This is a genomic window from Streptomyces sp. NPDC003456 (assembly GCF_042878735.1).
Taxonomy (GTDB): domain Bacteria; phylum Actinomycetota; class Actinomycetes; order Streptomycetales; family Streptomycetaceae; genus Streptomyces.
In genome coordinates this window covers 917,251-939,878 of record NZ_JBIAOK010000004.1, presented here as the reverse complement: position 1 = coordinate 939,878, position 22,628 = coordinate 917,251, and the positions used below count along the sequence as shown (strand labels likewise).

The following is a 22,628-nucleotide window of genomic DNA, read 5'->3' as shown; positions in this document are numbered from 1 at the left end:
TGACGTGTTCAAGAAATGAAGGCACGCAGAGGCGCAGGTGAGAAAGGTGTAACCCACACGCGTCTAGCGGAGGCGCTGGGAGATGACCTTCGACACACCGTCGCCCTGCATCGAGACGCCGTAGAGCGCGTCGGCGACCTCCATCGTGCGCTTCTGGTGCGTGATCACGATCAGCTGCGAGGCTTCCTGGAGCTCCTGCATGATCCGGATGAGCCGCTGGAGGTTGGTGTCGTCGAGAGCGGCCTCGACCTCGTCCATGACGTAGAACGGGCTGGGCCGCGCCTTGAAGATCGACACAAGCATCGCCACGGCGGTCAGCGACCGCTCCCCGCCCGAGAGCAGCGACAGCCGCTTGACCTTCTTGCCCGGCGGCCGGGCCTCGACGTCCACGCCCGTGGTGAGCATGTTGTCGGGGTCGGTCAGCACCAGACGCCCCTCGCCCCCGGGGAACAGCCGGCTGAAGACGCCCTCGAACTCCCGGGCGGTGTCCCGGTAGGCCTCGGTGAAGACCTGCTCGACGCGCTCGTCGACCTCCTTCACCACCTGCAGCAGGTCGGCCCGCGTCTTCTTCAGGTCCTCGAGCTGCTCGCTGAGGAACTGGTGGCGTTCCTCCAGGGCCGCGAACTCCTCCAGGGCCAGCGGGTTGACCTTGCCGAGCTGCTGGTAGGCGCGCTCGGCGGCCTTGAGCCGCTTCTCCTGCTCGGCCCGGACGAAGGGCCGGGGCCGGTTGCGCGGGTGCTCCGGATCCTCCGGCAGCTCCTCGCCCTCGGCGGGGGGCGAGGGCGGCACGAGCTGACGCGGACCGTACTCCGCCACCAGCCCGGCCGGTTCGACACCCAGCTCCTCCAGTGCCCTGGTCTCCAGCTGCTCGATCCGCAGCCGCTTCTCGGCACCGAGTACCTCGCCGCGGTGGACCGAATCCGTCAACTTGTCGAGTTCCGCCTTGAGATCGCGCCCCTCGGTGCGGGCGCGGGCCAGTTCCTGCTCGCGCTGGGCCTTGGCGGCCTCCGCGGCTGCGCGCTCCGCCTCGGCGCGGGCCAGGGACACCTCGACGTGTGCGAGCAACTGCCGGGCACCGGATCCGACGGCCTCGGCGACGGCCGCCTCGTGCCGCAGCCGGGCCCGCCGCTGCTCGGCACGCGCGCGTGCCTCGCGCTCCGCCCGGGCGGCCCGGTCCAGCGCGTCGGCCCGCCCGGCCAGCCCTTTGACCCGTTCCTCGTGCGTACGGGCCTGGAGCCGGGCCTCCATCTCGGTCTGGCGGGCGTTGGCGCCGTCGGCAGCGAGCCGGTCGCGCACGGAGGTGTCCGGCTCCTCCTCCATCGGCATCTCCTCGGCGACGGCGAGCCGCTCGGCGAGCTCCTCGGCCTCCTCCAGCGCCCGGTCGAGGGCGTCCTGCGCCCGGGCCGCGGCGGCGGTGGCGCGCTCGGCCTCGCCGGTGGCGCCGCGCGCCTGGCCCGCGAGCCGCCCGAGCTGCTGGGCGACGGCGGACTTCTCCCGGTCGGCGGCCCGGCGCCGCTCCCCCAGTTCCTCGACCACCGCGGCGGCGTCCCCGCGTCGGCCGACGGCCGCGCGCTGGGCCTCGGCGAGTTCCTCGCAGCGGACGGCGAGCTCTTCCAGCTCGGCCGCCGCCTCGTCGACGGAGGCCTGTACTTCGAGGAGGCTGGGGGCGCCGGCGGAGCCGCCGTGGGCGACGTGGGTGCCGAGGAGGTCGCCTTCGGCGGTGACGGCGGTGAGGTGGGGGTGGCCGTACACGAGGTCTTCCGCGTCCTCGAGGGTGCCGACGACGACGATGCCGTCCAGCAGCCGGCGGACGGCCGGCATCAGGTCGGAAGGGCCGCGGACCAGGTCGGCGGCGTAGGTGAGGCGTGCGTCCGCGGGTGCGTCGTGGCTCGTCGCGCGGTTCCCACCGTCCTGCGGCGGGACCTCTCCCGCCAGCAGCAGGGTGGCCCTGCCCCCGTCCTGTTTGCGGAGGAGTCTGATGGCGTCCGCCGCGGAGGCCGGGGTGGTGACGGCGATCGCGTCGGCTGCCGCGCCGAAGGCCGCCGCGACGGCCACCTCGTGGCCCGGGGTCACCGTCAGCAGCCCGGCCGCCGGGCCCAGCAGGCCGGAGAGGCGGTCCTTGGCCGCGAGCAGTGTGCCGGTGCCGTCCTTGCGGCGCAGGCCGAGGGCGAGTGCCTCGTGGCGGGCCTGGGTGGCGGCGCGCCGGCGTTCGGCCGCGGTGAGTTCCTCGCGGGCCGCCGTGAGGGCGGCCTCGGCGTCGGTGAGCCGCTGCCTGGCGGCCTCGTGCTGCCCGGCGAGTTCGGCGTCGTCGGCGTCGAGGCCGTCGACCTCGGCCTGCAGGGCCTCGTACTCCTCCTGGGCGGTGACGGCACGTTCCTGCGCCTCGTCGCGGGCCGCGGCCAGGCGTTCGATCTCGGCCTGGGCGGAGGCCGCGCGGGAGCGGGCGGCGTTGACCTGGCCGCTGAGCCGGGCCAGCCCCTCGCGGCGGTCGGCGATGGCCCGGGCCAGGTCCTTGAGGCGCCGTTCCTCCTGCGCCAGGGCGCGCTCCAGTTCGGCGCGGTGGGCGACCGTGTCCTCCAGGGCCCGCTCGGCCGCCTCCAGGGCGGCTTCCAGTTCGGCCTCCTGCTCGCGGATGCGGGCGGCCTCGCGCTCCATGTCCTCGGGGTCGCGGCCGCGTCGCTCCTCGGGGGGAGCGGAGGTGGCGCTCTTCACGCGGGCGTCAGCCAGTGAGATCGTGCCGCGCACGCGTTCGGCGAGCTGGGAGAGCTCGTACCAGGTGTGCTGGGCGCGCTGCAGGCGCGGGGAGAGCCGGCGCACCTCGTCCTCCAGCAGCGCCTCGCGCTGCAGGGCCTTGCGCAGCTCCTGCTCGGCGGCTTCCTTGCGCTCCTTCAGCGCGGCCTCGTCGGCGATCTCGGCGTCGAGGGCCTCCCGCAGCCGTACGAGGTCGTCGGCGAGGAGACGCAGACGGGCGTCGCGCAGGTCCGCCTGGATGACGGCCGCCCTCCGGGCCACCGCGGCCTGGCGGCCCAGCGGCTTGAGCTGGCGGCGCAGCTCGCCGGTGAGGTCCTGCACGCGCGCGAGGTTGGCCTGCATCGCGTCCAGTTTCCGCAGCGCCTTCTCCTTGCGCTTGCGGTGCTTGAGGACGCCGGCGGCCTCCTCGATGAAGGCGCGGCGGCCCATGGGGTCGGCGTGCAGGACGGAGTCGAGCTGGCCCTGGCCGACGATGACGTGCATCTCACGGCCGATGCCGGAGTCGGAGAGCAGTTCCTGGATGTCGAGGAGACGGCAGGTGTCGCCGTTGATCTGGTACTCGCTGCCGCCGTTGCGGAACATGATCCGCGTGATGGTGACCTCGGCGTACTCGATGGGCAGGGCCCCGTCGGAGTTGTCGATGGTCAGGGACACCTCGGCGCGGCCCAGGGGCGGGCGGCCGGTGGTCCCGGCGAAGATGACGTCCTCCATCTTGCCGCCGCGCAGCGACTTGGCACCCTGCTCGCCCATGACCCAGCTGAGCGCGTCGACGACGTTGGACTTGCCCGAGCCGTTCGGTCCGACGACGCACGTGATCCCGGGCTCGAACCGGAGGGTGGTCGCGGAGGCGAACGATTTGAACCCGCGGAGGGTCAGGGCCTTGAGGTGCACGCCGCCGGACTCTACCGCCCGGTTTCGTCTCACTCCACGAACCCGCGGTTTCACCGTTGAACACGCAGGGCAGACCAGACGTTGAAGACAGTGAAGGACGACGGGGGAAAGAAAGAAGGGACGCCGGTGGCGTCCCTTGCACTTCTGACAACGTGGCGGTTGTGACGGGCGGCCCAACCACTGCTGTGCCGATGTGGAGCGGTGCAGTGATCAGGTGAGCGCAGGCTCCGCCTGGTGTGCGTCAACGCTCTCCATGATCCTGTCGTGAGAAGCGGCAGCCGTCAGCGCCTCGTTCTCCGCCTGGATCCGTCCGAGCTCGGATTCCAGGTCCTGGACGCGCTGCTGGAGCCGTCGCATCTCGGCGAGGAGTCGAGGGTCGGAGCCGCCGACGTAACCGAGAAGCGCCTTTGCCATGATGGATGGTCCTCCACAATGAGTGACCGACCGATGCGGTGTGGGTCGTGAGGGATTCGCACCCGCAGTCTTGGCAGGGCCTGGAGTTGTGCTGCCGTTCAGCCATGCCAAACAGCTAAGGTGCGCGGGGTGCTTTCAGCGTCTCACCAAAAAGTTTGACGGTCAACACGATCACGCCCCGTATTGGGGGGCGACCCGGGCGCACACGGCCTTCGACGGCGGCGCGGCGGCTTCAGCGGGGCCCGGGGGCGTGGCGATCATCCTTGCCGCCGGAGCCTCCCCGCGCAAGGGGTTCTCGGCAACCACCAGCGAGTTTCCGTTTCCGGCGGCGGCCTGGCGCCGCATCCCGCGCCCCCTCGGGCACCGCCGGGGCGACCCGGTCAGCGGATGGCGAAGCCCTCGTAGCCGCCGCGCGGTGTGTCCCAGATCTCGGTGACACCGTCCACGCGCCCGGGCGTGTCGTCGCCCTGGAGCCAGGCGAGCAGCCCCTCGCAGCCCTCGCGGGAGCCCTCGGCGACCACCTGGACGCGTCCGTCGCCCAAATTGAGAGCAAAGCCACTCAGGCCGCCGATCTCCAGGGCCTTGGCCCGCGTGAACCAGCGGAAACCCACACCTTGGACGCGTCCCCGCACCCAGGCGACCAGTCGCACATCCTCGCTCATGGGTGCAACCTAACCGCCCGAACTCGCTCCGGGCACTTCCTCCCCACGCGCCATGCGGTACCGTCCCCCCTCAACGCATCTCATATGAAACTCACACGATCGAGTGAGTTTCGTGTTGATCTCGAGGACGAGTCGACCGCCAGGACGAGGAAGGCCAGGACATGGGACGCCACCGACGCTCCGCCGACGGCCGCGCCGCCGAGGGCCGCGCCACGGGGTTCACCCACGACGGCTTCGCAGCGGGCCACGACCCGCTGTACTCCACCACGGACGACGCTCCGACCATGGGCATCGCGCCCTACCTGAACCCGGAGGCGTACGCCGGCACCTACGCCAGCACCGAGGCCTACCTGTTCGGGGCGGAGGGGCCCGAGGCGGACGACCGCTTCGTGGAGACGACCGCTTTCGCCGGTGACGGCTTCCGGGGCGACGGCTTCGGCGGTGACGGCTTCGGCAGCGACAGCTTCGGCAGCGACGGTTTCACGCCCGACGGCGGTGCCCGTCGCGCGGGTGCGCACCGTCGCCGCAAGAAGGCCGCCCGCCCGGTGCGCAGCGGCTTGCTGGGCGTCTCCGCCGCCGTCGCGCTCGGCACGGTGGCGGTCGCCACGGGTGCGGTGCCCGGCCTGGAGAACTACCAGCTGGGCGGCAACAGCGGCGCCGACAAGGTGCAGGCCGGTGACACGCCGACCAACACGCCGGCCGAGCAGGGCGGCACGTCCGGCAGCGCCGACAGCCGTGAGAGCGCCCCGGCCAGCCGGGACGCCCAGCGCACGGTGTCCCCCTCGCCGTCCGCCTCGAAGTCCTCGGCGGCGCCGAGCGAGACGCCCGAGAAGGCGGAGAAGACGCGGGACGAGAAGCCGGAGAAGAAGAAGCCCGCGGCCACGCCCAGCAAGAAGCCGGCCGACACCCCTTCCCGTACGGCCACGAGCGCGCCGAAGAAGCCCGGTGCCTCCGCGTCGCTGTCCGGGGAGTCCTCGGCCGCGGCCCAGGTGCTCGCCCTGGTGAACGAGGAGCGGGCCAAGGTGGGCTGCAGCCCGGTCGCCGCGAACAGCGCGCTGGCGGGTCTGGCCCAGAACTACAGCGAGGACATGGCGAAGCGGGGCTTCTTCGACCACACCGACCCCGACGGCCGCACGCCGTGGGACCGGGCGGAGAAGGCCGGCATCTCCAACCTCGGCGGCGAGAACATAGCCCGCGGCCAGGCCGATGCCGCGGCCGTGATGGACGCGTGGATGAACAGCCCCGGCCACCGCGCGAACATCCTGAACTGCGACTTCAAGACCCTGGGCGTAGGAGTCGAACTCGGCTCGGGCGGCCCTTGGTGGACGCAGAACTTCGGGTACTGAGCCAGGAGCGGGTCACTGGCCTGACCCCCGGGGGCCGTCCGTAGGACGGCCCCCTCTGCACGCACCGGCCGCGCGCCGCCCCCAGGGAACCGACCAGCGGTGGCAGAGGAGCCGGGCCGATAAGTACAGGGCGGGGGCTGGCCGCGGTAGCCGCTCGGCCGCCGGCGCGGTCGCACCTCGATCGCCGGTGCGGTCGACGGTCAGAGCCGGTGCGATTGGCGGGCAAGAACGGTGCGGTCGGCGGTCATACCCGGTGCCGTCCGCCGTCGGATCCGGCACGGTCGGCAGTCAGCGGGCCCAGCCCCGCTCCCCCGCTCCCCCGCTCCCCGTCACCGGGCGCCGCTCACGCCGCGGCCTGGCCCCGGAGGAACACCCGTGCCGTTTCCGTCACCCGGCGGCCCAGGTGTTCCGCCGTGGCGATGTCGGCCTTGTGGACGGCCTCCGGGCCCTCGTCCGCGTTGGTCTGGGCGGCCGCGCCCGCGAAGACTCCGAGGCGGTTCAGGTCGTTCTCCGAGCCGGTCCTGCTGTTCCAGCCGGGCAGCAGGCCGAGGCTGACCCAGTGCATGCCGAGCTGCGCGGCAAGGATCTGGAAGAACTGCAGGGTGTGCAGCTTGTCCCCGCTCTTGGAGGCCGAGTTGGTGAAGCCGGCGGCCAGCTTGCCGTTCCAGGCCTGCGTGGCCCAGCGCGTGGAGGTGGCCTCCGCGAAGACGTGGAAGGCACCGGAGGCCGTACCCATGTAGGTCGGCGAGCCGAAGACGATGGCGTCGGAGCTGTCCAGCACCGCCCACTGCTCGTGGGTGATCTCGTCGACCTTGATCAGGTGCACTTCGGCGCCGGCCTCCAGGGCACCGGCCCGGACGGCCTCGGCGATGACAGAGGTGTGGCCGAATCCGGAGTGGTAGGCCACGGAGATGACAGGGGTGGTCACGTGAGGCTCCTCGATGTGCAGGTAGCTGGCGATTACCAAAGGAAAGCACTAACTTTTGGTTAGTGCAACCTGTCGGATAGCGCTGCACTGACGTAGGCTGACCGCATGACCACCACCCAGGAGCCCACGGAAGGGCTGGACGGCCTCCCGTACAACGTGTTCGCCAAGGCCTGCCCCTCGCGCGGCACCCTGGAGCACGTCACGGGTCGCTGGGGCGGACTCACGCTCGGCGCCCTGTACGAGGGCTCACTGCGCTTCAACGAGCTGCGCCGCCGCGTCGACGGCGTCAGCGAGAAGATGCTGTCCCAGACGCTCCACGCGCTGGAGCGGGACGGCCTGGTGCACCGCGAGGCGCAGCCGACCAACCCGCCGCGCGTGGACTACGAGCTGACGCCCCTGGGGCGCGGGGTCGCCGAGCGCCTCCTGGCCCTCATCCACTTCGTGGAGGGGCAGATGGACGACGTGCTGGAGGCCCGCCGGCGTTACGACGAGACGCGCGGCACCGGCTGACACTTCGGGCAGAAGTAGCTCGACCGGTTCATCCACGGCCGCCGCCGCATGGCCGTCCCGCAGCGCCGGCACGGCAGACCCTCGCGGCCGTACGCGTCGAGGGACCGGTCGAAGTAGCCCGATTCGCCGTTGACGTTGACGTACAGGCTGTCGAAGCTGGTGCCGCCCACGGCGAGGGCCGCGTTCATCACGTCCCGTACGTGGGTGAGCAGCTGCAGCGTGCGCGGGCGGGTCAGGGTGGCGGTCGGTCGCTCGTAGTGGAGACGGGAGCGCCACAGGGCCTCGTCCGCGTAGATGTTGCCGACTCCGCTGATCAGCGACTGGTCGAGCAGGGCCCGCTTGATCGTGGTCCGCTTGCGGCGCAGCGCCTGGTGGAACGCCTCGTCGTCGAAGAGCGGGTCGAGCGGGTCGCGGGCGATGTGCGCGATGACGTCGGGCAGCCCGTCCGGCGTGGTCTCGTGCAGCGACAGGCCGCCGAAGGTGCGCTGGTCGACGAAGCGCAGTTCGGTGTCCGCGGTGTCGGTGAAGCGGACCCGGATGCGCAGGTGCTTCTCGTCGGGGGCGGTACGCGGCTGGACCAGCAGCTGGCCGCTCATGCCGAGGTGCGCCAGGATCGACTGGTCGGTGTCCTCCAGGGGCAGCCACAGGTACTTGCCGCGGCGGCTCGGGACGCCGATGCGGTGGCCCGCCAGGCGGTGCGCGAAGTCCTCGGCGCCCGCGAGATGCCGGCGCACCGCGCGCGGGTGCAGCACCTGGGCGTCGGCGACGGTGCGGTGGGCGACCCACCGCTCGAGTCCGCGTCGTACGACCTCAACCTCGGGCAACTCGGGCATGGGACTCCCCCGTCACGAACGTGCGGACGATCCGAGCGCCCGCCCCGGCCGGGGCGGGCGCTCGGATGCGCTGTGCTGTGGCCGGACATCCCCTCCGGGGCGGCCGGTGCGGTGCGTCAGGCGTCGACGCCGCTGCCGTCGACGGCAGCGTGGGCGGCCTGGGCCGCCGCCGTCTGCGTCGCCTCGGCGTCCCTGGCCGCCTTGGCGCGCTCGTCCGCCGCGGCCCGGATGGACCGCCACGCGGACTCGGCGGCCTGCTGCTCCGCTTCCTTCTTGCTGCGGCCGGTGCCGGTGCCGTACGAGACGCCTCCGACGCGGGCGGCAGCAGTGAAGGTCTTCTCGTGGTCGGGGCCGGTCTCCGTGACCAGGTACTCGGGAACGCCGAGCCCCTCGGTCGCGGTGAGCTCCTGGAGACTGGTCTTCCAGTCCAGGCCGGCTCCGAGGTTCGAGGACTTCTCGATCAGGGGGTCGAACAGGCGGTGCACCAGCTCCGCCGCCGAGTCCAGGCCCTGGTCGAGGTAGACCGCGCCGATCACCGCTTCCAGGGTGTCGGCCAGGATGGACGCCTTGTCCCGCCCGCCCGTGCCCTCTTCACCGCGGCCGAGCCGGATGAAGGAGCCCAGGTCGAGCCCGCGGCCCACCTCGGCGAGCGCACGCGAGTTCACCACCGCGGCCCGCAGCTTGGCCAGCTGGCCTTCGGGCAAATCCGGGTGGGTGCGGTACAGCGTGTCCGTGACCACGAGGCCGAGGACGGAGTCCCCGAGGAACTCCAGGCGCTCGTTGGTCGGCAGACCGCCGTTCTCGTATGCGTACGACCGGTGGGTCAGTGCGCGCACCAGAAGGGCGGACTCGACCTGGTAGCCGAGCCGCCCTTCCAGAAGCGTGTGGGACGAGGCCTGATGGTCCGCCGGAGCACTCCCGCTCACACGGGAAGACTTGTTCTTAGGCGTGGACACAGTGCCTCTCACCAGCCGCTCAGACCTCGAGGACCTGGCGCTTGTTGTAGGTGCCGCAAGACGGGCACGCGATGTGCTGCAGCTTGGGCTCGTGGCAGCGCTCGCACGCAACCAGGGTGGGGACCGCAGCCTTCCACTGCGACCGGCGGTGGCGCGTGTTGCTGCGCGACATCTTCCGCTTCGGAACAGCCACGGCTACTTCTCCTGCTTCTCGTCGGCGCGTGCTGACTGAGGCGCGCCGCCGCTCATCTCGTCCTTCTCGCCGTCCGACATGGTGTCGGCGAGTCCCTTCAGTGCCGCCCAACGGATGTCGACGGCGTCATGGTGGTGGTCCGGGTCGTCCGCCAGCCGTGCGCCGCACTCGGCACACAGACCAGGGCAGTCTTCCTGGCACACCGGCTGCATCGGCAGTGCGAGCACCACCGCATCACGCAGCACGGGCTCGAGGTCGAACAAGCCGTCCTCGAGGAAGAGCCTGTCCTCGTCGTCCTCGGCGTCGTCGCCCGGTTCCGCGATCACGCGGCCCCGGTCGTCGGCGTCAGGGTACGAGAACATCTCCTGGAAGTCCGCTTCGAGCTCCAGCTCGAGCGGCTCCAGACACCTTACGCACTCCCCTGCGGCCGTGGCACGGGCGGTGCCTGTGACGAGCACCCCTTCCATGACCGACTCCATACGGAGCTCGAGCTCCACCGGGGCGCCCTCGGGCACTCCGATGACTCCCTGGATACCGAAGTCCCTGGGAGCGTCGACCGTGCGGGTCAGGCGCTGCAGCGCACCAGGCCGCCGACCCAGCTCGTGCGTGTCGAACACGAGGGGGTTGCGGTGGTCGAGGCGGGCGTTCAGGGCCATTCCTGCTTTCGGTTCGCTGAGCTCTTGGGGGGACGCCGCCCTCGGTGTTCTTCGGGCAGCGTGGATCGCGGACGTACGCGCGACCGAAGAGCCAGGATACTGGACCTTTCGCTGTCGGCCCAATCCGGTGCTCAGCCCTGCCCGCGCCCCTGCTCGTAGGCCCGCAGCTGTTCGGCGCTGATCATGCTGGTGTCGAAGAGGCTGGTCTCGTCCAGGGCGTACCCCTGGGCCTGCTGCGCCTGGTGGACCTGCTGCTGGGCGTGCTGCGCCTGCTGCTGGGCCTGGTGCGGGTCGTAGGCCGCCTGCTGGGGGTCGTAGCCCTGGTACGCGTACGGGTCGGCCTGCGCGTAGCCGTACGGGTCCGGCTGGCCGGCGTAGGGCTGCTGCGCGTAGTCGCCGTAGGGGTCGGGCTGCTGCCCGTAGCCGTAGGCCGGCTGGGGCTGCGCGTACTCCTCCGGCCGGGCGGCCGGACGCTCGGCCGGGGGCTCGGCGGCGAGGGCGGCCAGGTCGGCGAGGTAGTCGGCGTCGCTGGAGTGCTGGACGGTGCCGGCGTCGTCGGCGAGGGCGCCGAGGTCGTCGGTGGCGATCCGGCCGTGCAGCTTCTGCCGGCCCCGGCCGACGGCCTCCAGGGTCTTGGCGAGGACCGCCTCGAAGGCGCCGAGCTTGGCGTCGACGTACTCGTCGGCGGTACGGCGCTGGGTGTCCGGGTCGTGGCTGCGCTCGGGGGCGTCCTCGTCCTCGTAGCCCTGCTCGTCGGTGCCGGGGCCGGTGCCGAGGAGCTTCTCGCGGCCGCGGCCGACGGAGCCGAGGGTCTTGGTGAGGACGACCTCGAAGTTGGCGAGCTTGGAGTCGACGTACTCGTCGGCCTCGGCGCGGACCTCCTCGGCCTCCTGGCGGGCCTCGGCGAGGATCCGGTCGGCCTCGGCCTGCGAGCGGCGGGCGATCTCGGTGCCGGAGATCAGCGAACCGCGCTCGGCGTGCGCGCCGTCGATGATCCGCTGGGCCTCCTGGCGGGCCTGCTCGACCATCTGCTCGCGGTCGCCGATCAGCTCCCGGGCCTCGGCGAGGGAGTCGGGCAGCGCCGCGCGCAGCTCCTCCAGCATCGCGAGCAGTTCGGCGCGGTTGACCACGCACGAGGCCGACATGGGCATGGACCGGGCGCCGGAGACCGCGGCGACGATCTCGTCGAGCTTCTTCTGCACGTCCACCGTGTGCTCGCCACTCTCTACAGATGCGTTGGAGACGGACGGGACGACTGTACGGCCACGGGGCCGCGGGGAACACCGGGTGAGGGTCCGTCAGCCCGCCGCCGGGACGCCGGGGACGCGGTCAGTCCTTGCGCAGGCGCGCGGTGAGCACCTCGAGGACCTCCGCGGGCACCAGGTGGGAGACGTCGCCGCCCCAGGTCGCGACCTCCTTGACCAGGGAGGACGACAGGAAGCTGTAGGTGGGGTTGGTGGGGATGAAGAGGGTCTCCACCCCGGACAGGCCGTTGTTCATCTGGGCCATCTGCAGCTCGTAGTCGAAGTCGCTCACCGCGCGCAGGCCCTTGACGATGGCGGGGATCTCGCGCTGCTTGCAGAAGTCGACGAGCAGGCCGTGGAAGGCCTCCACGCGGACGTTGCCGTACTCGGCGGTGACCCGGCGGATCAGGTCGATCCGCTCCTCGATCTCGAAAAGGCCCTTCTTGGACTGGTTGATCATCACCGCGACGTAGACCTCGTCGTACAGCCTGGAGGCGCGCGAGATGATGTCGAGGTGTCCGTTGGTGATCGGGTCGAACGACCCGGGACAGACGGCGCGGCGCACTTGTGATCCCTCGCTCTCCGGTCCGGTCATCGTGCGTCTTCGCACGTAGAGGCGGCGCGACCGTACCAAAACGTTCCCTCGCCGTAGCGACGGGCCCGCAGAGGTTCGAAGCCCTCGGGCCACCGGAACTCCCCGCCTCGGGTGCTGCGCTCCACGGTGACGAGGGCTTCCTCGGCGAGCCAGCCCTCCGAGCGGAGTGTGAGGAGGATCTCCCGAAGATCGTCGTCGGTGACGGCGTAGGGCGGGTCGAGGAACACCAGGTCGTAGGGGTCGGCGGGGGGCGCGGTGCGGATGATCTGTTCCGCTTTGCCCGCTCTCACCTCGGCGCCCGGGAGACCGAGGTTCTTCACGTTCTCGCGGACGGTGCGGGCCGCCCGTGCGTCGGCCTCGACGAGCAGGGTGTGCCCCGCGCCCCGGGAGAGGGCCTCCAGGCCGACGGCTCCGGACCCGGCGTAGAGGTCGAGGACCCTCTCGCCGTCCAGGGGGCCGCCGAGGAGGGACTGCCAGGTGGAGAAGAGACCTTCGCGTGCGCGGTCGGAGGTGGGGCGGGTTCCGGTGCCTGGGGGTACGGCCAGGCGACGTCCGCCGGCCGTGCCGGCGATCACGCGGGTCATCTGCGGTCCTTGCTCGTGAACGGCTTTCGGTACCAGTGTGGCCGGTCGGGCCCGCGCGGCGGTAGCCGCCCGCGGCTCACGCCCGGGGCTGGTGCCGGTGTTCGGGCCCTGTCGTCTCATCCCTTCTCCAGGTACTGCTCCCTCTCCTCGTCCAGGAGGGCGTCCAGGGCCGTGCGCAGCGCCGGGAGGCGGGTCAGCTCGGGGTCCTGGGCCACGACGGCCGTCGCCTCCCGTCTGGCCTCCGCGATGATCTCCTCGTCCTCGATGACCGCGAGCATCCGCAGACTGGTGCGGGCGCCGGACTGGGCCTGGCCGAGGACGTCGCCCTCGCGGCGCTGTTCGAGGTCGATGCGGGACAGCTCGAAGCCGTCCAGGGTGGAGGCGACCGCGGCCAGGCGCTGGCGGGCCGGGCTCGCCTCCGGCATCTCGGTGACCAGCAGGCACAGGCCCGGGGCCGAGCCGCGGCCCACGCGGCCGCGCAGCTGGTGGAGCTGGGAGACGCCGAAGCGGTCGGCGTCCATGATCACCATGGCGGTGGCGTTGGGGACGTTGACGCCGACCTCGATGACGGTTGTGGCGACCAGCACGTCGGTCTCGCCGGCGGCGAAACGGCGCATGACGGCGTCCTTGTCGTCCGGGTGCATACGGCCGTGCAGGACCTCGACACCGAGCCCTTGGAGCGGGCCTTTGGCCAGCTGGTCCGCCACGTCGAGCACGGCGAGCGGGGGGCGTTTGTCCGCCGCGTCCTCGGGGGCCTGCTGCGCCTTCTTCCGGCCGGCCTTGCCCGGGGTGTCCTCCTCGTCGCCGATGCGGGGGCAGACGACGTACGCCTGGTGGCCGTTGCCCACTTCCTCGCGGACCCGTTCCCAGGCGCGGGCGAGGAAGTGCGGCTTGTCGGCGGCCGGGACGACATGGCTGGCGATCGGCGAACGGCCGGCGGGGAGCTGGTCCAGGACGGAGGTCTCCAGGTCGCCGAAGACCGTCATCGCGACCGTGCGCGGGATGGGCGTGGCGGTCATGACCAGCAGGTGAGGGGGCTGCTTGCCCTTGCCGCGCAGGGCGTCGCGCTGCTCGACGCCGAAGCGGTGCTGCTCGTCGACGACGACCAGGCCCAGGTCGTGGAACTGCACCTTGTCCTCGATCAGGGCGTGCGTGCCGATGACGATGCCGGCCTCGCCGGTGGTGAGGTCGAGCAGGGCGTGGCGACGGGCGGCGGCGCCCATCGAACCGGTCAGCAGCACGACCTTGGTGCCCTGCTCGGACCCGCCGAGCATGCCGCCCTCGGCCAGCTCGCCCATCATCTCCACGATGGACCGGTGGTGCTGCTGGGCGAGGACTTCGGTGGGCGCGAGCATGGCAGCCTGCCCTCCCGCGTCGACGACGGCGAGCATGGCCCGCAGGGCCACCATCGTCTTGCCGCTGCCCACCTCGCCCTGGAGCAGCCGGTGCATCGGGTGCTCCGTGGCCAGGTCGTCGAAGATCTCCCGGGAGACGCGCTGCTGGCCCTCGGTGAGGGTGAAGGGGAGGCGGGCGTCGAAGGCGGTGAGGAGGCCGTCCGGGGCGGGCTTGCGGGGAACGGCGGGGAGTTGGGCGTCCGCGTGGCGGCGGCGGGCGAGGGCGACCTGGAGGACGAACGCCTCGTCCCACTTGAGGCGGGAGCGGGCGTCCTCGATGTCGGCCTTGGTGTGCGGGCGGTGGATCTTCAGCAGGGCCTCGGGCAGGGGAACCAGCCCGCGGCCCTCGCGCAGGGCGTCCGGAAGCGGGTCGACGGCCTGCTGGGCGGTGGGCAGGACGGTCTGGACCGCCTTGCCGATCTTCCAGGACTCCAGCTTCGCGGTGGCCGGGTAGATCGGGATGAGGGCACCCGCCCAGGACTCGACGGAGGCGCTGGGCTCGTCGGGGTCGCCGCGCAGCAACTCGTAGGCGGGGTGGGCCAGTTGCAGGCGGCGGTTGAAGACGGACACCTTGCCGGCGAACATCGCCCGGGTGCCCGGCAGGAGCTCCTTGTGGGGTTTGTGAACGCCCGCGCCGAAGAAGACCAGTTGGAGCCGGCCGCTGCCGTCCGTGATCGTGACCTCCAGGCGCTGGCCCTTGCCGCGCGGGGCCTTGGCGGAGGCGAAGGTGTGCAGCCGGGCGTCGGCGACCTGGGCGACCACCGTGACGTGCTCGTCCATGGGCAGGTCGGCGAGGTGGGTGAGCTGCCCGCGCTCCTCGTAGCGGCGCGGGTAGTGGTGGAGCAGGTCTCCGACGGTGTGCAGGCCGAGGTGCTCGGCCATCACCTTCGCGGTGGCGGGGCCGAGCACCGACTTCAGCGGTTGGCGCAGGGGTTCTTCCAGTGCGGGCACGAGATCCATTGCACACCACGTCACTGACATCGGCCCGCAGGGCCCCGGGCACCGCTGTCGTAAAGTTCCGGGAAACCGCTGCTCAGGCGGTGGGCACGGGCTCTAGGATGACGCGCCTCCGGCTCCTTCCGACCATCCAGGCTCCGGCCGGCCCGGCCCCGATCACCCCGCCCCCCGGAACCGGCTGCCCGAACGGGCGCTCGCCGGCCCGCCGGGGGCGCCCACCCACCCTGAGGACGCACACGCATGAGCGGGATCGCGGACATCGACGCCCTGCGCCGGGCCCTGGCGGACAACGCGGGGCGGCCGGAGGGGCCGGGCCGCACCGCCCGCGCGGAGGAGCTGGTGGCTGCGGCCGAGGCGCTCGGTGAGCCGCTCGCCGTGATCGAGGCGCTCGGGCACCTGGTGAGGGTCTGCAACCACAGCGGCGACAGGGGCCGGATGCTCGCCCCGTTCACGCGCCTGCTGCGCATGTGGGACGAACGGCCCGGGGACTTCGACGCGGACGAGGCGCACGCGCTGCACCGGGCGTTCACGTGGGTTCCCGTCGGCATGCTCGACCGGCCGGACGTGCCGCTCGCCGCGGTCGAGGAGTGCCTCGGTGAGATGGAGCGACGCCACCGGATCGCCGGGTACTCCGAGCGGGCCGTGCGGGGCACCGAGCACCGGGTGGCGGCGCAGGTCGGGGATCCGGAGCGGGCCGGGCGGGCGTACGCCGCGTGGCTGGCCGCCGACCCGGACGGCATGGCCGACTGCCCGGCGTGCGAGCTGCACACGCAGGGCTGGTGGCAGGCGGAGCGGGGCCGCGACGCGGAGGCGCTCCGGCTGTGGCGGCCGGTGCTGGAGGGCGCGTACGCCTGCGCCCACGAGCCCCACACGGTCCTGGCGTCGTCCCTGCTGCCGCTCCTGCGGCTGGGCCGCCTGGACGAGGCGGGGGCGGCTCACCTGCGGGGCTTCCGGCTCGTCCGGGGGATGGAGAGCATGCGGGGCGCCTGTGCGTCGCACGTGGAGTTCTGCGCGCTGACCGGCAACGAGGCGCGCGGGCTGGAGCTGCTCGCCGAGCGGCCGGCGTACTTCACGGACGACGGGAACCCGCGCAGCAGGCTGGAGTTCCTGAGCGCGGTGGCCCTGCTCATGGGCCGTCTGGTCCGGCTCGGGTGCGGCGGGCTGGAGGCGCCGGGACCGGCCGGCCGGGAGTGGACCGCGCGCGAACTGGCCGCACACGCGCGTGCGGACGCCCTCGCCCTGGCCGCGCGCTTCGACGCGCGCAACGGCACGGCGTACGTGGGTGAGCGGACCCGGGCCCGCATGGAGCGGCAGCCGTTCGCGGACCGGCTGCCGCTGGGAGTGCGCCCGGCCCGGCCTCTTCCCGCCCCCGCTCCCCCGGCGGCGCCCGGTCCCGCACCGGCCGGCGGGCCGGACCTGCCCGCCCTGCTGGCCGAGGCGCGGCGGCTGTCGGACACCCTGCGGCCGAACGCCGTGGAGGCCTGGGCCGCCGTCGCGGATGCGGCCGACGCCCTGGGCGCCGAGCTGGACGCGCGCGACCGGGCCGAGATCGCCGAACACGCGGCGACGGCCCTCGGCGCGGACGGTGTCGAACTGTTCGAGCAGGCCGCCGCGTTGTACGCGGCGGCGGGCGATCCGGGAGAGGCCCTGGCCGCACGCGCGCGTGCGGCGTACGTACGGGCCCTGGCGGGGGACGTCGCCGCGGCGTCCGCCGCCGTGGCCGGTCCGTACGAGGAGGTCCTGGCGCTCTACGCCGCGGACGGAACGGGCCTGCGGCAGACGGCGTCGGTGCTGATGGGCCGGGCCCGGGTGCTGATGCGCGCGGTGCACGAGGCGGCGGAGCCCGGGGCCGGGGCGGTGCGGGCCGGGGCGGAGGCCGCGGTCCGTGAGGTGCTGGCGCTCGTCGACGGGCGGGACGGCGGGGACGTGCGGCTGGCGGCCCGGGCCGCGGAGGCGCGGGCCATGCTCGGTGAGCTGGCGGAAATGTCCGGGGACCTGCGGGCGTCGGCCGAGCTGTTCGCACAGGGCGCGGCGGCGTTCGTCGCGGCGGGACTGCCCTGGTTCGCGGTGGAGTACGAGGCCCGGCTCGCCACCCTGGCGCACCGGCTCGGCGACGCGACGGGGACCGAGCGTGCGCTGCGGGCGGCCCTGGAGCACGGCGGAGCCGAGCTGGAGCCGCCCGGCCGGGCCCGGCTGCACCTCCAGCTCGCCGAGGTGACCGGGGTCCGGGGCGACGCCGCGGAGGCCGCGGCGCATGCCCTGGAGGCCGCGCACTGGGCCGACGAGGCCGGGGAGAGCGCGACGCTGGGTGCCTGGGCGCGCCAGCAGCTCGGCGGTCTGCTGCTGGCGCAGGGCCGGTGGGCCGAGGCGGCGGAGGTGCTGGAGTGCGCGCTGCCCGACCTGGACGCCGGGACGCACGGCGAGGAGGTGGTCGTGCAGACGCTGTGGTGGCTCGGCGACTGCCTGGGCGAGCTGGGTGAGCACCGCGCGGCCGCCGAACGGCGCCTGCGGGCCGCCGAGATCGCCCGCGCCTGGCCGGAGCAGCACGACCACGCGACCCTGGCCCACCTGGCCGGGGAGTCGTTCGGGAAGGCGGGCCTGACCGCCGAGGCGGATCGCGCCTACGCGCGCGCGGGCGACCTCTGGCGCGGGCTGGGCGACACCCCGGGCCTGGTCCGTGCCTTGCGCGCCCGCGCCTGGCTGGCGGCGGACGCGGACGCGGGTGAGGGGCCGGACCGGGCGCGGGAGCTCATGGCGAGCGCGGTCCGGGAGTGCGCGACGGCGCTCGAAGCAGCCGGAGACGCGGAGACCCGACGGCTGCTCACCGCCGAACTCGGCGACACGCACCGCCAGTTCGGCGACCTGCTGGCCGGATCGGCCACCTGCGGCGAGACGTCCGACCTCGAAGACAGCCCGGGGCGTGCGGCCTTGGAGGAGGCCCTCGCCCGACTCAGGCTCGCGGTGCGGGCCTTCACCTCCCTCGGCGAGGACGCCCTGCACGACCGCACCGGCGCCGAACTCGCGGCCGGACGGCTGGAGGCCGGGCTGGGCCGCACCGCCGAGGCGCGGGCACGCGCGCGCGGGGTGCTCGCCGCGTACGACGGGTACGACACCTACGGCGGCTGCGGCGACGGGGACGGCCTGGACGGGTCCGAGAGCGAGCGGGAGACGGTGGCGGACCGGCGGGCGGAGGCCGAGCGGCTGCTCCACCTCGTGGCGGACCGGCCGGCCTGACCCGTGACGGCTGCCGGTCCCCTACTCCACGCCGATGAGGAGCAGGGCCCCCTGCCGTCCGCCCCGGTACACGACGGTGTCGACGGCGAGGTGGCCCTCGCGGACCCGGGCCTCCAGGTGCCGGCCAACGGAGTCGGGGACGTCCTCGCCCAGCACCAGGGTGACCATCTCGCCCCCGGCGGCGAGCATCCGCTCCAGGACGGTCTCGGCGGTCGTCGTGAGGTCCGGGCCGATCACGGCCACGTCCCCGTCGATCAGGCCGAGGACGTCCCCGGCCTGGCAGATGCCGGCCATGGTCCACGACTCGTGCTCGGCGACGGTGACCTCGGCGTAGCGGGTGGCGCCGGCGGCCGAGGTCATCGACACGACGTCCTCGTCGAAGCGCCGCTCCGGCTCGTGCACCGCGAGTGCGGCGATGCCCTGGACCGCCGACCGGGTCGGGATGAGGGCCACGCGGACACCCTCCGTGCGGACCTGCTCGGCGGCCGCCGCCGCGGTGTGGCGCAGCTCGGCGTCGTTGGGCAGCAGCACCACCTCGCGCGCGTGGGCCCGCCGTACGGCCTGGACCAGCTCTCCGCTGGCCGGCGGCTCCCCGGGCCGGGCGAGCACGGTCGTCGCCCCGGCGTCGGCGTAGAGCCCGGCCAGGCCCTCGCCGGGCACCACGGCCACGACGGCCCGCTGGGCGCGCTCGCGGGGCGGGCGCTCGGCGCCGGTGGTGTGCACGTCACCGGCACCGAAGTGGGTGATGCGGATGCGGTACGGCCGCCCGGCCTCGATGCCGGCCTCCACGGCGGCGCCCGGGTCGTCGACGTGGACGTGGACGTTCCACAGACCGTCGCCCCCGACCACCACGAGTGAGTCCCCGAGACCGTCGAGCCGCGCCCGCAGGCGGGCGACCGCCGCGTCCCCGGCCTCCAGGAGGTAGATCACCTCGAAGGCGGGTCCGTCCTGGCCGGCCTCGTCCACGCCGCCGGAGCCCTCGCCCGGCTCGGCGCAGACCGGAACGGCGTCCGGCAGCGACTCCGCGCGCGCGGGCGTCTCCACGCGCGCGTGCGAAGCGTCCCCGCCGCCCGGCGCGTCCGGCTCCCCCGTCCCGCGGTGATCGGCACCGGCCGTGAGGCCCGGCACACCGGATCCCTCCGGCCCGGTGGCGGAAGCCGCCCGCGGACCCTCCGGGACCGGCCGGACCACCACGCGCGCGTGCTCCCCGGCGGTGCCCGGCGCCTCCGGGGCCCGCAGGGCCTCCGCAGCGCGCAGCGCCTCGGCGGCCCGCACCCTCCCGGCGGCCTCCACCGCCCCGGCGGCCCTTCGCCCGGAGTCCCGGGCTTCCGGGACGCGCCCCGCGTGCCCGGCCGGTCCGCGCGGCCGTTCCCCGGTGAAGGTCTCCACCAGCGCCCCGAGGACCGCGACCAGCCCGCGCCCGCCGGCGTCGACCACCCCGGCGCGTTCCAGGACGGGCAGCCGGGAGGGGGTCTCGGCGAGAGCCGTGCGGGCTCCCGCGTAGGCCGCACGGGCCACCGTCCCGCAGTCGCCCCCGGCGGACTCCGCGGACGCGGCGGCGGCCGAGGCGACGGTCAGCACGGTGCCCTCGACGGGGTGGGCGACGGCCTCACGGGCGGAGTCGGCCGCGTGCCGCAGGGCGAGGCGCAGATCGTGGCCGCCCGCCTGCGCGCTCTCGCAGCCGGCCAGCACCTGGGCCATGCCGCGCAGCAGCTGGGCGAGGATCGTGCCGGAGTTCCCGCGGGCCCCGATGAGTGCCCCGTGCGCCATCGCCCGGACGGCGTCGGCCAGGGTCGGGCCGTCGACGCCGCTTCCGGCGGGCCGGGCCGGGCCTGCCGCGTGCCCCGCGAAGACCGCCTCCACGGCGCCGGCGGCGGATTCCACGGTGAGGTACAGATTCGTGCCGGTGTCCCCGTCCGCCACCGGGTAGACGTTGATCGCGTCGATCTCCTCGCGCGCCCGTCCCAGGGTCTCCAGCGCGAGGCCGCACCAGGTGCGCACCGCGAGAGCATCGAAGAATGTCTGCGGCACCTGCGCCACTGCGCCTCCCTGAGCTGCTGGACGTGGCTGGCAGCGTAGACCCCGGGGGCACCGTCCGCCGGAGGAGGGCCGGGGCGGGCCCCTGAGCTGCCATGGTAGTTTCGCTCTACGGGTGCAGCCGTTGTATGCTGCTCCGGTTGCCCGATCCGATCGGGCCTTCCCCCTGGCAGCGCCACTCAGATCCAGCCGGCTCCCGAGCCCAAGGATCTCGATCCCGGCATGCCGGGATCAACCGTAAGTGCATCTGAAGTCTTTGGAGTGACCCGTGGCTGCCAACTGCGACGTCTGCGGCAAGGGGCCGGGCTTCGGCAACAACATCTCGCACTCGCACCGCCGTACGTCCCGTCGCTGGAACCCGAACATCCAGCGTGTGCGTACCGTGGTGGGCGGGACGCCGAAGCGCGTGAACGCTTGCACCTCGTGCATCAAGGCCGGCAAGGTCTCGCGCTGACGCTCAGCTAGCGCGCGGCCACTGCTGGTTCGCTGCAGAGCCGGTCCACCTCCGGGTGGGCCGGCTTTTTGCCATGCCCGGACGCTCAGGGACGCCCCTCGCGTGCGGGCCGGAGCTCAGGAGCCGGGCCGGAACCGCCAGCCGTGGTCCACCGGCCCGATGCCGGCGCCGAGCGCGAACCCGGCCGCGATCGCCCCGGTGACGTACCGCTTGGCCGCGGCCACCGCCTCGGGGACGGAGTCGCCCTTGGCGAGCTGCGCGGCGATCGCCGAGGCGAGGGTGCAGCCGGTGCCGTGGGTGTGGCGGTTGTCATGCCTCGGCGCCCGCAGCCAGTGCTCCTCGGACCCGTCCGTGAGCAGGTCCACGGCGTCCCCGGACAGATGGCCGCCCTTGATCACCACCCAGCGCGGGCCGTGGTCCAGCACGGCCCGCGCCGCCTGCCGCAGCTGCGCCTCCGACTCGACGCGCACACCGGTCAGCTGCGCCACCTCGTCGAGGTTCGGGGTCGCCACCGTCGCGACCGGCAGCAGCTTCGTGCGCACCGAGTCCAGCGCGGACGCGGCGAGCAGGGAGTCGCCGTGCTTGGAGACGCCCACCGGGTCGACGACCGCCGGGGCGTCCGTCCCCGCGAGCAACTCGGCGACCGCCTCGACCAGTTCCGCCGAGGCGAGCATGCCGGTCTTGACCGCCCGTACGCCGATGTCGTCGACGACGCTGCGGTACTGGGCCCGGACCGCCTCCACCGGCAGCTCCCAAGCGCCCTGCACGCCGAGGGAGTTCTGCGCGGTCACGGCCGTGATCACGCTCATGCCGTGCACACCGAGCGCCAGCATGGTCTTGAGGTCGGCCTGGACGCCCGCGCCTCCGCCGGAGTCGGAGCCCGCCACCGTGAGGACGTGGGGGATCATGAGTCCAGGTCCCCGAAGTGGTCCCAGCCGCCCTTGCTGGTCCACGGCGCCCCGTCGACCGTCACCTGGGGCAGCGCCGAGGGGTTGAGGACCTCGCCGATGACCTTCCAGCGCGCGGGCAGCTTCACGTCGGGCGGGAAGGTCGCCACGATGGCGTGGTCCTCTCCCCCGGTCAGCACCCACTGCATCGGGTCGACGCCGACGGCCTGCCCGATGTCGTTCATCTGCGACGGGATGTCGATGGCCTGGGAGCGGATGTCGATGCGGACCTTGCTGGCCTCGGCGATGTGCCCGAGGTCGGCGATCAGCCCGTCGCTCACGTCGCACATGGCGGTCGCCCCGAGCCCGGCGGCGGCCGGACCCGCGTGGTAGGGGGGTTCCGGGCGCCGGTGGGCCTCCACGAACGCCCGGGGCGAGCGGAAGCCGCGGGAGAGCACCGCGTACCCGGCCGCCGACCAGCCCAGCCAGCCGGTCACCGCGACGAGGTCGCCGGGCTGGGCGCCCGCCCGCGTCACCGGTTCCTGGTTGCGCAGGTCGCCGAGCGCCGTGATCGACACCATGATCGAGTCGCCGCGCACGACGTCGCCGCCGACCACGGCGGCACCCGCGACCTGGCATTCGTCGCGCAGGCCGTCCATCAGCTCGCTCGGCCAGGTCACCGGCAGCTCGGCCGGAACCACCAGGCCCAGCAGCAGCGCGGTCGGCACGGCGCCCATGGCGGCGATGTCGGCGAGGTTCTGCGCGGCCGCCTTGCGGCCCACGTCGTAGGCCGTCGACCAGTCGCGGCGGAAGTGCCGGCCCTCCAGCAGGATGTCCGTGCTGGCCACGACCCTGCGGTCGGGCGCGGCCACCACGGCGGCGTCGTCGCCGGGGCCGACCCGGACGGCCGGCGTGGTGGTCAGACGGGAGGTGAGCTCCCTGATGAGCCCGAACTCACCGAGCTCACCAACAGTGCCCTTCATCGCGCTTGCTCCCCTTCTGTCCCTGTCCGTTCCCGGTCGCGGGGCGTCCCGGTCCTCGCTACCGTCGAGGTGACCGTCAAGTTGTGCCGGACACCGGCCCCGGCGCGCAAGACCCGGGT

19 protein-coding genes are annotated in these 22,628 nt (G+C 73.5%); 4 read left to right on the top strand and 15 right to left on the bottom strand.

Features of this window, described 5'->3' with window-relative positions:
• Positions 1-63: 63 nt before the first annotated feature.
• The 3 genes from smc to ACFYWG_RS20385 all read right to left on the bottom strand — a co-directional run bounded on the left by smc (position 64) and on the right by ACFYWG_RS20385 (position 4,718).
• The gene (gene smc, locus ACFYWG_RS20395) at positions 64-3,642 is read right to left on the bottom strand and encodes a chromosome segregation protein SMC (protein ID WP_389202594.1); all 3,579 of its coding nucleotides are present in this window, start codon (positions 3,640-3,642) and stop codon (positions 64-66) included.
• Between the two features lie 210 nt (positions 3,643-3,852).
• Positions 3,853-4,056, bottom strand: a complete 204-nt coding sequence (locus ACFYWG_RS20390) for a hypothetical protein (protein WP_030852030.1) — start codon at positions 4,054-4,056, stop codon at positions 3,853-3,855.
• Positions 4,057-4,436: 380 nt separating this feature from the next.
• Positions 4,437-4,718, bottom strand: a complete 282-nt coding sequence (locus ACFYWG_RS20385; RefSeq protein ID WP_376332041.1) for an acylphosphatase — start codon at positions 4,716-4,718, stop codon at positions 4,437-4,439.
• Positions 4,719-4,879: 161 nt separating this feature from the next.
• Here ACFYWG_RS20385 and ACFYWG_RS20380 point away from each other — a divergent pair, with 161 nt between their 5' ends.
• Complete coding sequence (locus ACFYWG_RS20380; RefSeq protein WP_389202591.1) at positions 4,880-6,064, top strand: CAP domain-containing protein; 1,185 nt, start codon at positions 4,880-4,882, stop codon at positions 6,062-6,064.
• A 343-nt stretch (positions 6,065-6,407) separates the two neighbouring features.
• Here the strand turns inward: ACFYWG_RS20380 and ACFYWG_RS20375 are convergent, their stop codons facing one another.
• Complete coding sequence (locus tag ACFYWG_RS20375) at positions 6,408-6,992, bottom strand: flavodoxin family protein (protein ID WP_389202589.1); 585 nt, start codon at positions 6,990-6,992, stop codon at positions 6,408-6,410.
• Positions 6,993-7,097: 105 nt separating this feature from the next.
• Here ACFYWG_RS20375 and ACFYWG_RS20370 point away from each other — a divergent pair, with 105 nt between their 5' ends.
• Positions 7,098-7,502 (top strand): winged helix-turn-helix transcriptional regulator, encoded by a 405-nt coding sequence (locus ACFYWG_RS20370; RefSeq protein WP_383508077.1) that lies wholly within the window; start codon positions 7,098-7,100, stop codon positions 7,500-7,502.
• On the opposite strand, the gene mutM is transcribed toward ACFYWG_RS20370, so the two are convergent.
• From mutM to recG, 8 genes are all read right to left on the bottom strand, one after another.
• Positions 7,475-8,335, bottom strand: a complete 861-nt coding sequence (gene mutM / locus ACFYWG_RS20365; protein WP_383508079.1) for a bifunctional DNA-formamidopyrimidine glycosylase/DNA-(apurinic or apyrimidinic site) lyase — start codon at positions 8,333-8,335, stop codon at positions 7,475-7,477. The two genes, ACFYWG_RS20370 and mutM, sit on opposite strands and share 28 nt — an antisense overlap.
• Before the next feature lie 116 nt (positions 8,336-8,451).
• Positions 8,452-9,303: a ribonuclease III gene (rnc, locus tag ACFYWG_RS20360; RefSeq protein WP_383508082.1), complete on the bottom strand. Its 852-nt coding sequence runs from the start codon at positions 9,301-9,303 to the stop codon at positions 8,452-8,454.
• A 7-nt stretch (positions 9,304-9,310) separates the two neighbouring features.
• Positions 9,311-9,484: a 50S ribosomal protein L32 gene (rpmF, locus tag ACFYWG_RS20355; RefSeq protein ID WP_007493396.1), complete on the bottom strand. Its 174-nt coding sequence runs from the start codon at positions 9,482-9,484 to the stop codon at positions 9,311-9,313.
• Between the two features lie 2 nt (positions 9,485-9,486).
• A complete protein-coding gene (locus ACFYWG_RS20350; protein WP_376332030.1) occupies positions 9,487-10,140 on the bottom strand; it encodes a DUF177 domain-containing protein in 654 nt (217 codons plus the stop codon).
• Positions 10,141-10,271: 131 nt separating this feature from the next.
• Positions 10,272-11,348: a cell division initiation protein gene (locus tag ACFYWG_RS20345; RefSeq protein ID WP_389202585.1), complete on the bottom strand. Its 1,077-nt coding sequence runs from the start codon at positions 11,346-11,348 to the stop codon at positions 10,272-10,274.
• 121 nt (positions 11,349-11,469) lie between these two features.
• Entirely contained in the window at positions 11,470-11,949 is a 480-nt protein-coding gene (coaD, locus tag ACFYWG_RS20340) for a pantetheine-phosphate adenylyltransferase (protein ID WP_383508100.1), read from the bottom strand.
• 26 nt (positions 11,950-11,975) lie between these two features.
• A complete protein-coding gene (rsmD, locus tag ACFYWG_RS20335; RefSeq protein ID WP_376332026.1) occupies positions 11,976-12,563 on the bottom strand; it encodes a 16S rRNA (guanine(966)-N(2))-methyltransferase RsmD in 588 nt (195 codons plus the stop codon).
• Between the two features lie 116 nt (positions 12,564-12,679).
• On the bottom strand, positions 12,680-14,917 hold the full coding sequence (recG, locus tag ACFYWG_RS20330) for an ATP-dependent DNA helicase RecG (RefSeq protein WP_376332025.1): 2,238 nt from the start codon (positions 14,915-14,917) through the stop codon (positions 12,680-12,682).
• 237 nt (positions 14,918-15,154) lie between these two features.
• Here recG and ACFYWG_RS20325 point away from each other — a divergent pair, with 237 nt between their 5' ends.
• Positions 15,155-18,148: a tetratricopeptide repeat protein gene (locus ACFYWG_RS20325; RefSeq protein ID WP_389202582.1), complete on the top strand. Its 2,994-nt coding sequence runs from the start codon at positions 15,155-15,157 to the stop codon at positions 18,146-18,148.
• Positions 18,149-18,169: 21 nt separating this feature from the next.
• On the opposite strand, the gene ACFYWG_RS20320 is transcribed toward ACFYWG_RS20325, so the two are convergent.
• A complete protein-coding gene (locus ACFYWG_RS20320) occupies positions 18,170-20,188 on the bottom strand; it encodes a DAK2 domain-containing protein (protein WP_389202580.1) in 2,019 nt (672 codons plus the stop codon).
• Between the two features lie 265 nt (positions 20,189-20,453).
• Between ACFYWG_RS20320 and rpmB the strand changes: the two genes are divergently transcribed.
• Positions 20,454-20,639, top strand: a complete 186-nt coding sequence (rpmB, locus tag ACFYWG_RS20315) for a 50S ribosomal protein L28 (protein WP_003993230.1) — start codon at positions 20,454-20,456, stop codon at positions 20,637-20,639.
• Positions 20,640-20,755: 116 nt separating this feature from the next.
• On the opposite strand, the gene thiD is transcribed toward rpmB, so the two are convergent.
• Both thiD and ACFYWG_RS20305 read right to left on the bottom strand, forming a co-directional pair.
• On the bottom strand, positions 20,756-21,547 hold the full coding sequence (gene thiD, locus ACFYWG_RS20310; RefSeq protein WP_383686252.1) for a bifunctional hydroxymethylpyrimidine kinase/phosphomethylpyrimidine kinase: 792 nt from the start codon (positions 21,545-21,547) through the stop codon (positions 20,756-20,758).
• Positions 21,544-22,509 carry a thiamine-phosphate kinase gene (locus tag ACFYWG_RS20305; protein WP_376332017.1) on the bottom strand — a complete coding sequence of 322 codons (966 nt, stop codon included), beginning with the start codon at positions 22,507-22,509 and terminating at the stop codon, positions 21,544-21,546. The genes thiD and ACFYWG_RS20305 overlap by 4 nt, the downstream gene beginning before the upstream one ends.
• Positions 22,510-22,628: the final 119 nt, after the last annotated feature.

Bases quoted from the DNA above. Each gene is read 5' to 3' on its own strand.
- ACFYWG_RS20390 (WP_030852030.1), bottom strand. From the start codon at position 4,056: ATGGCAAAGGCGCTTCTCGGTTACGTCGGCGGCTCCGACCCTCGACTC.
- ACFYWG_RS20385 (WP_376332041.1), bottom strand. From the start codon at position 4,718: ATGAGCGAGGATGTGCGACTGGTCGCCTGGGTGCGGGGACGCGTCCAA.
- ACFYWG_RS20380 (WP_389202591.1), top strand. From the start codon at position 4,880: ATGGGACGCCACCGACGCTCCGCCGACGGCCGCGCCGCCGAGGGCCGC.
- ACFYWG_RS20370 (WP_383508077.1), top strand. From the start codon at position 7,098: ATGACCACCACCCAGGAGCCCACGGAAGGGCTGGACGGCCTCCCGTAC.
- mutM (WP_383508079.1), bottom strand. From the start codon at position 8,335: ATGCCCGAGTTGCCCGAGGTTGAGGTCGTACGACGCGGACTCGAGCGG.
- ACFYWG_RS20350 (WP_376332030.1), bottom strand. From the start codon at position 10,140: ATGGCCCTGAACGCCCGCCTCGACCACCGCAACCCCCTCGTGTTCGAC.
- rsmD (WP_376332026.1), bottom strand. From the start codon at position 12,563: ATGACCCGCGTGATCGCCGGCACGGCCGGCGGACGTCGCCTGGCCGTA.
- recG (WP_376332025.1), bottom strand. From the start codon at position 14,917: ATGGATCTCGTGCCCGCACTGGAAGAACCCCTGCGCCAACCGCTGAAG.
- ACFYWG_RS20325 (WP_389202582.1), top strand. From the start codon at position 15,155: ATGAGCGGGATCGCGGACATCGACGCCCTGCGCCGGGCCCTGGCGGAC.
- thiD (WP_383686252.1), bottom strand. From the start codon at position 21,547: ATGATCCCCCACGTCCTCACGGTGGCGGGCTCCGACTCCGGCGGAGGC.
- ACFYWG_RS20305 (WP_376332017.1), bottom strand. From the start codon at position 22,509: ATGAAGGGCACTGTTGGTGAGCTCGGTGAGTTCGGGCTCATCAGGGAG.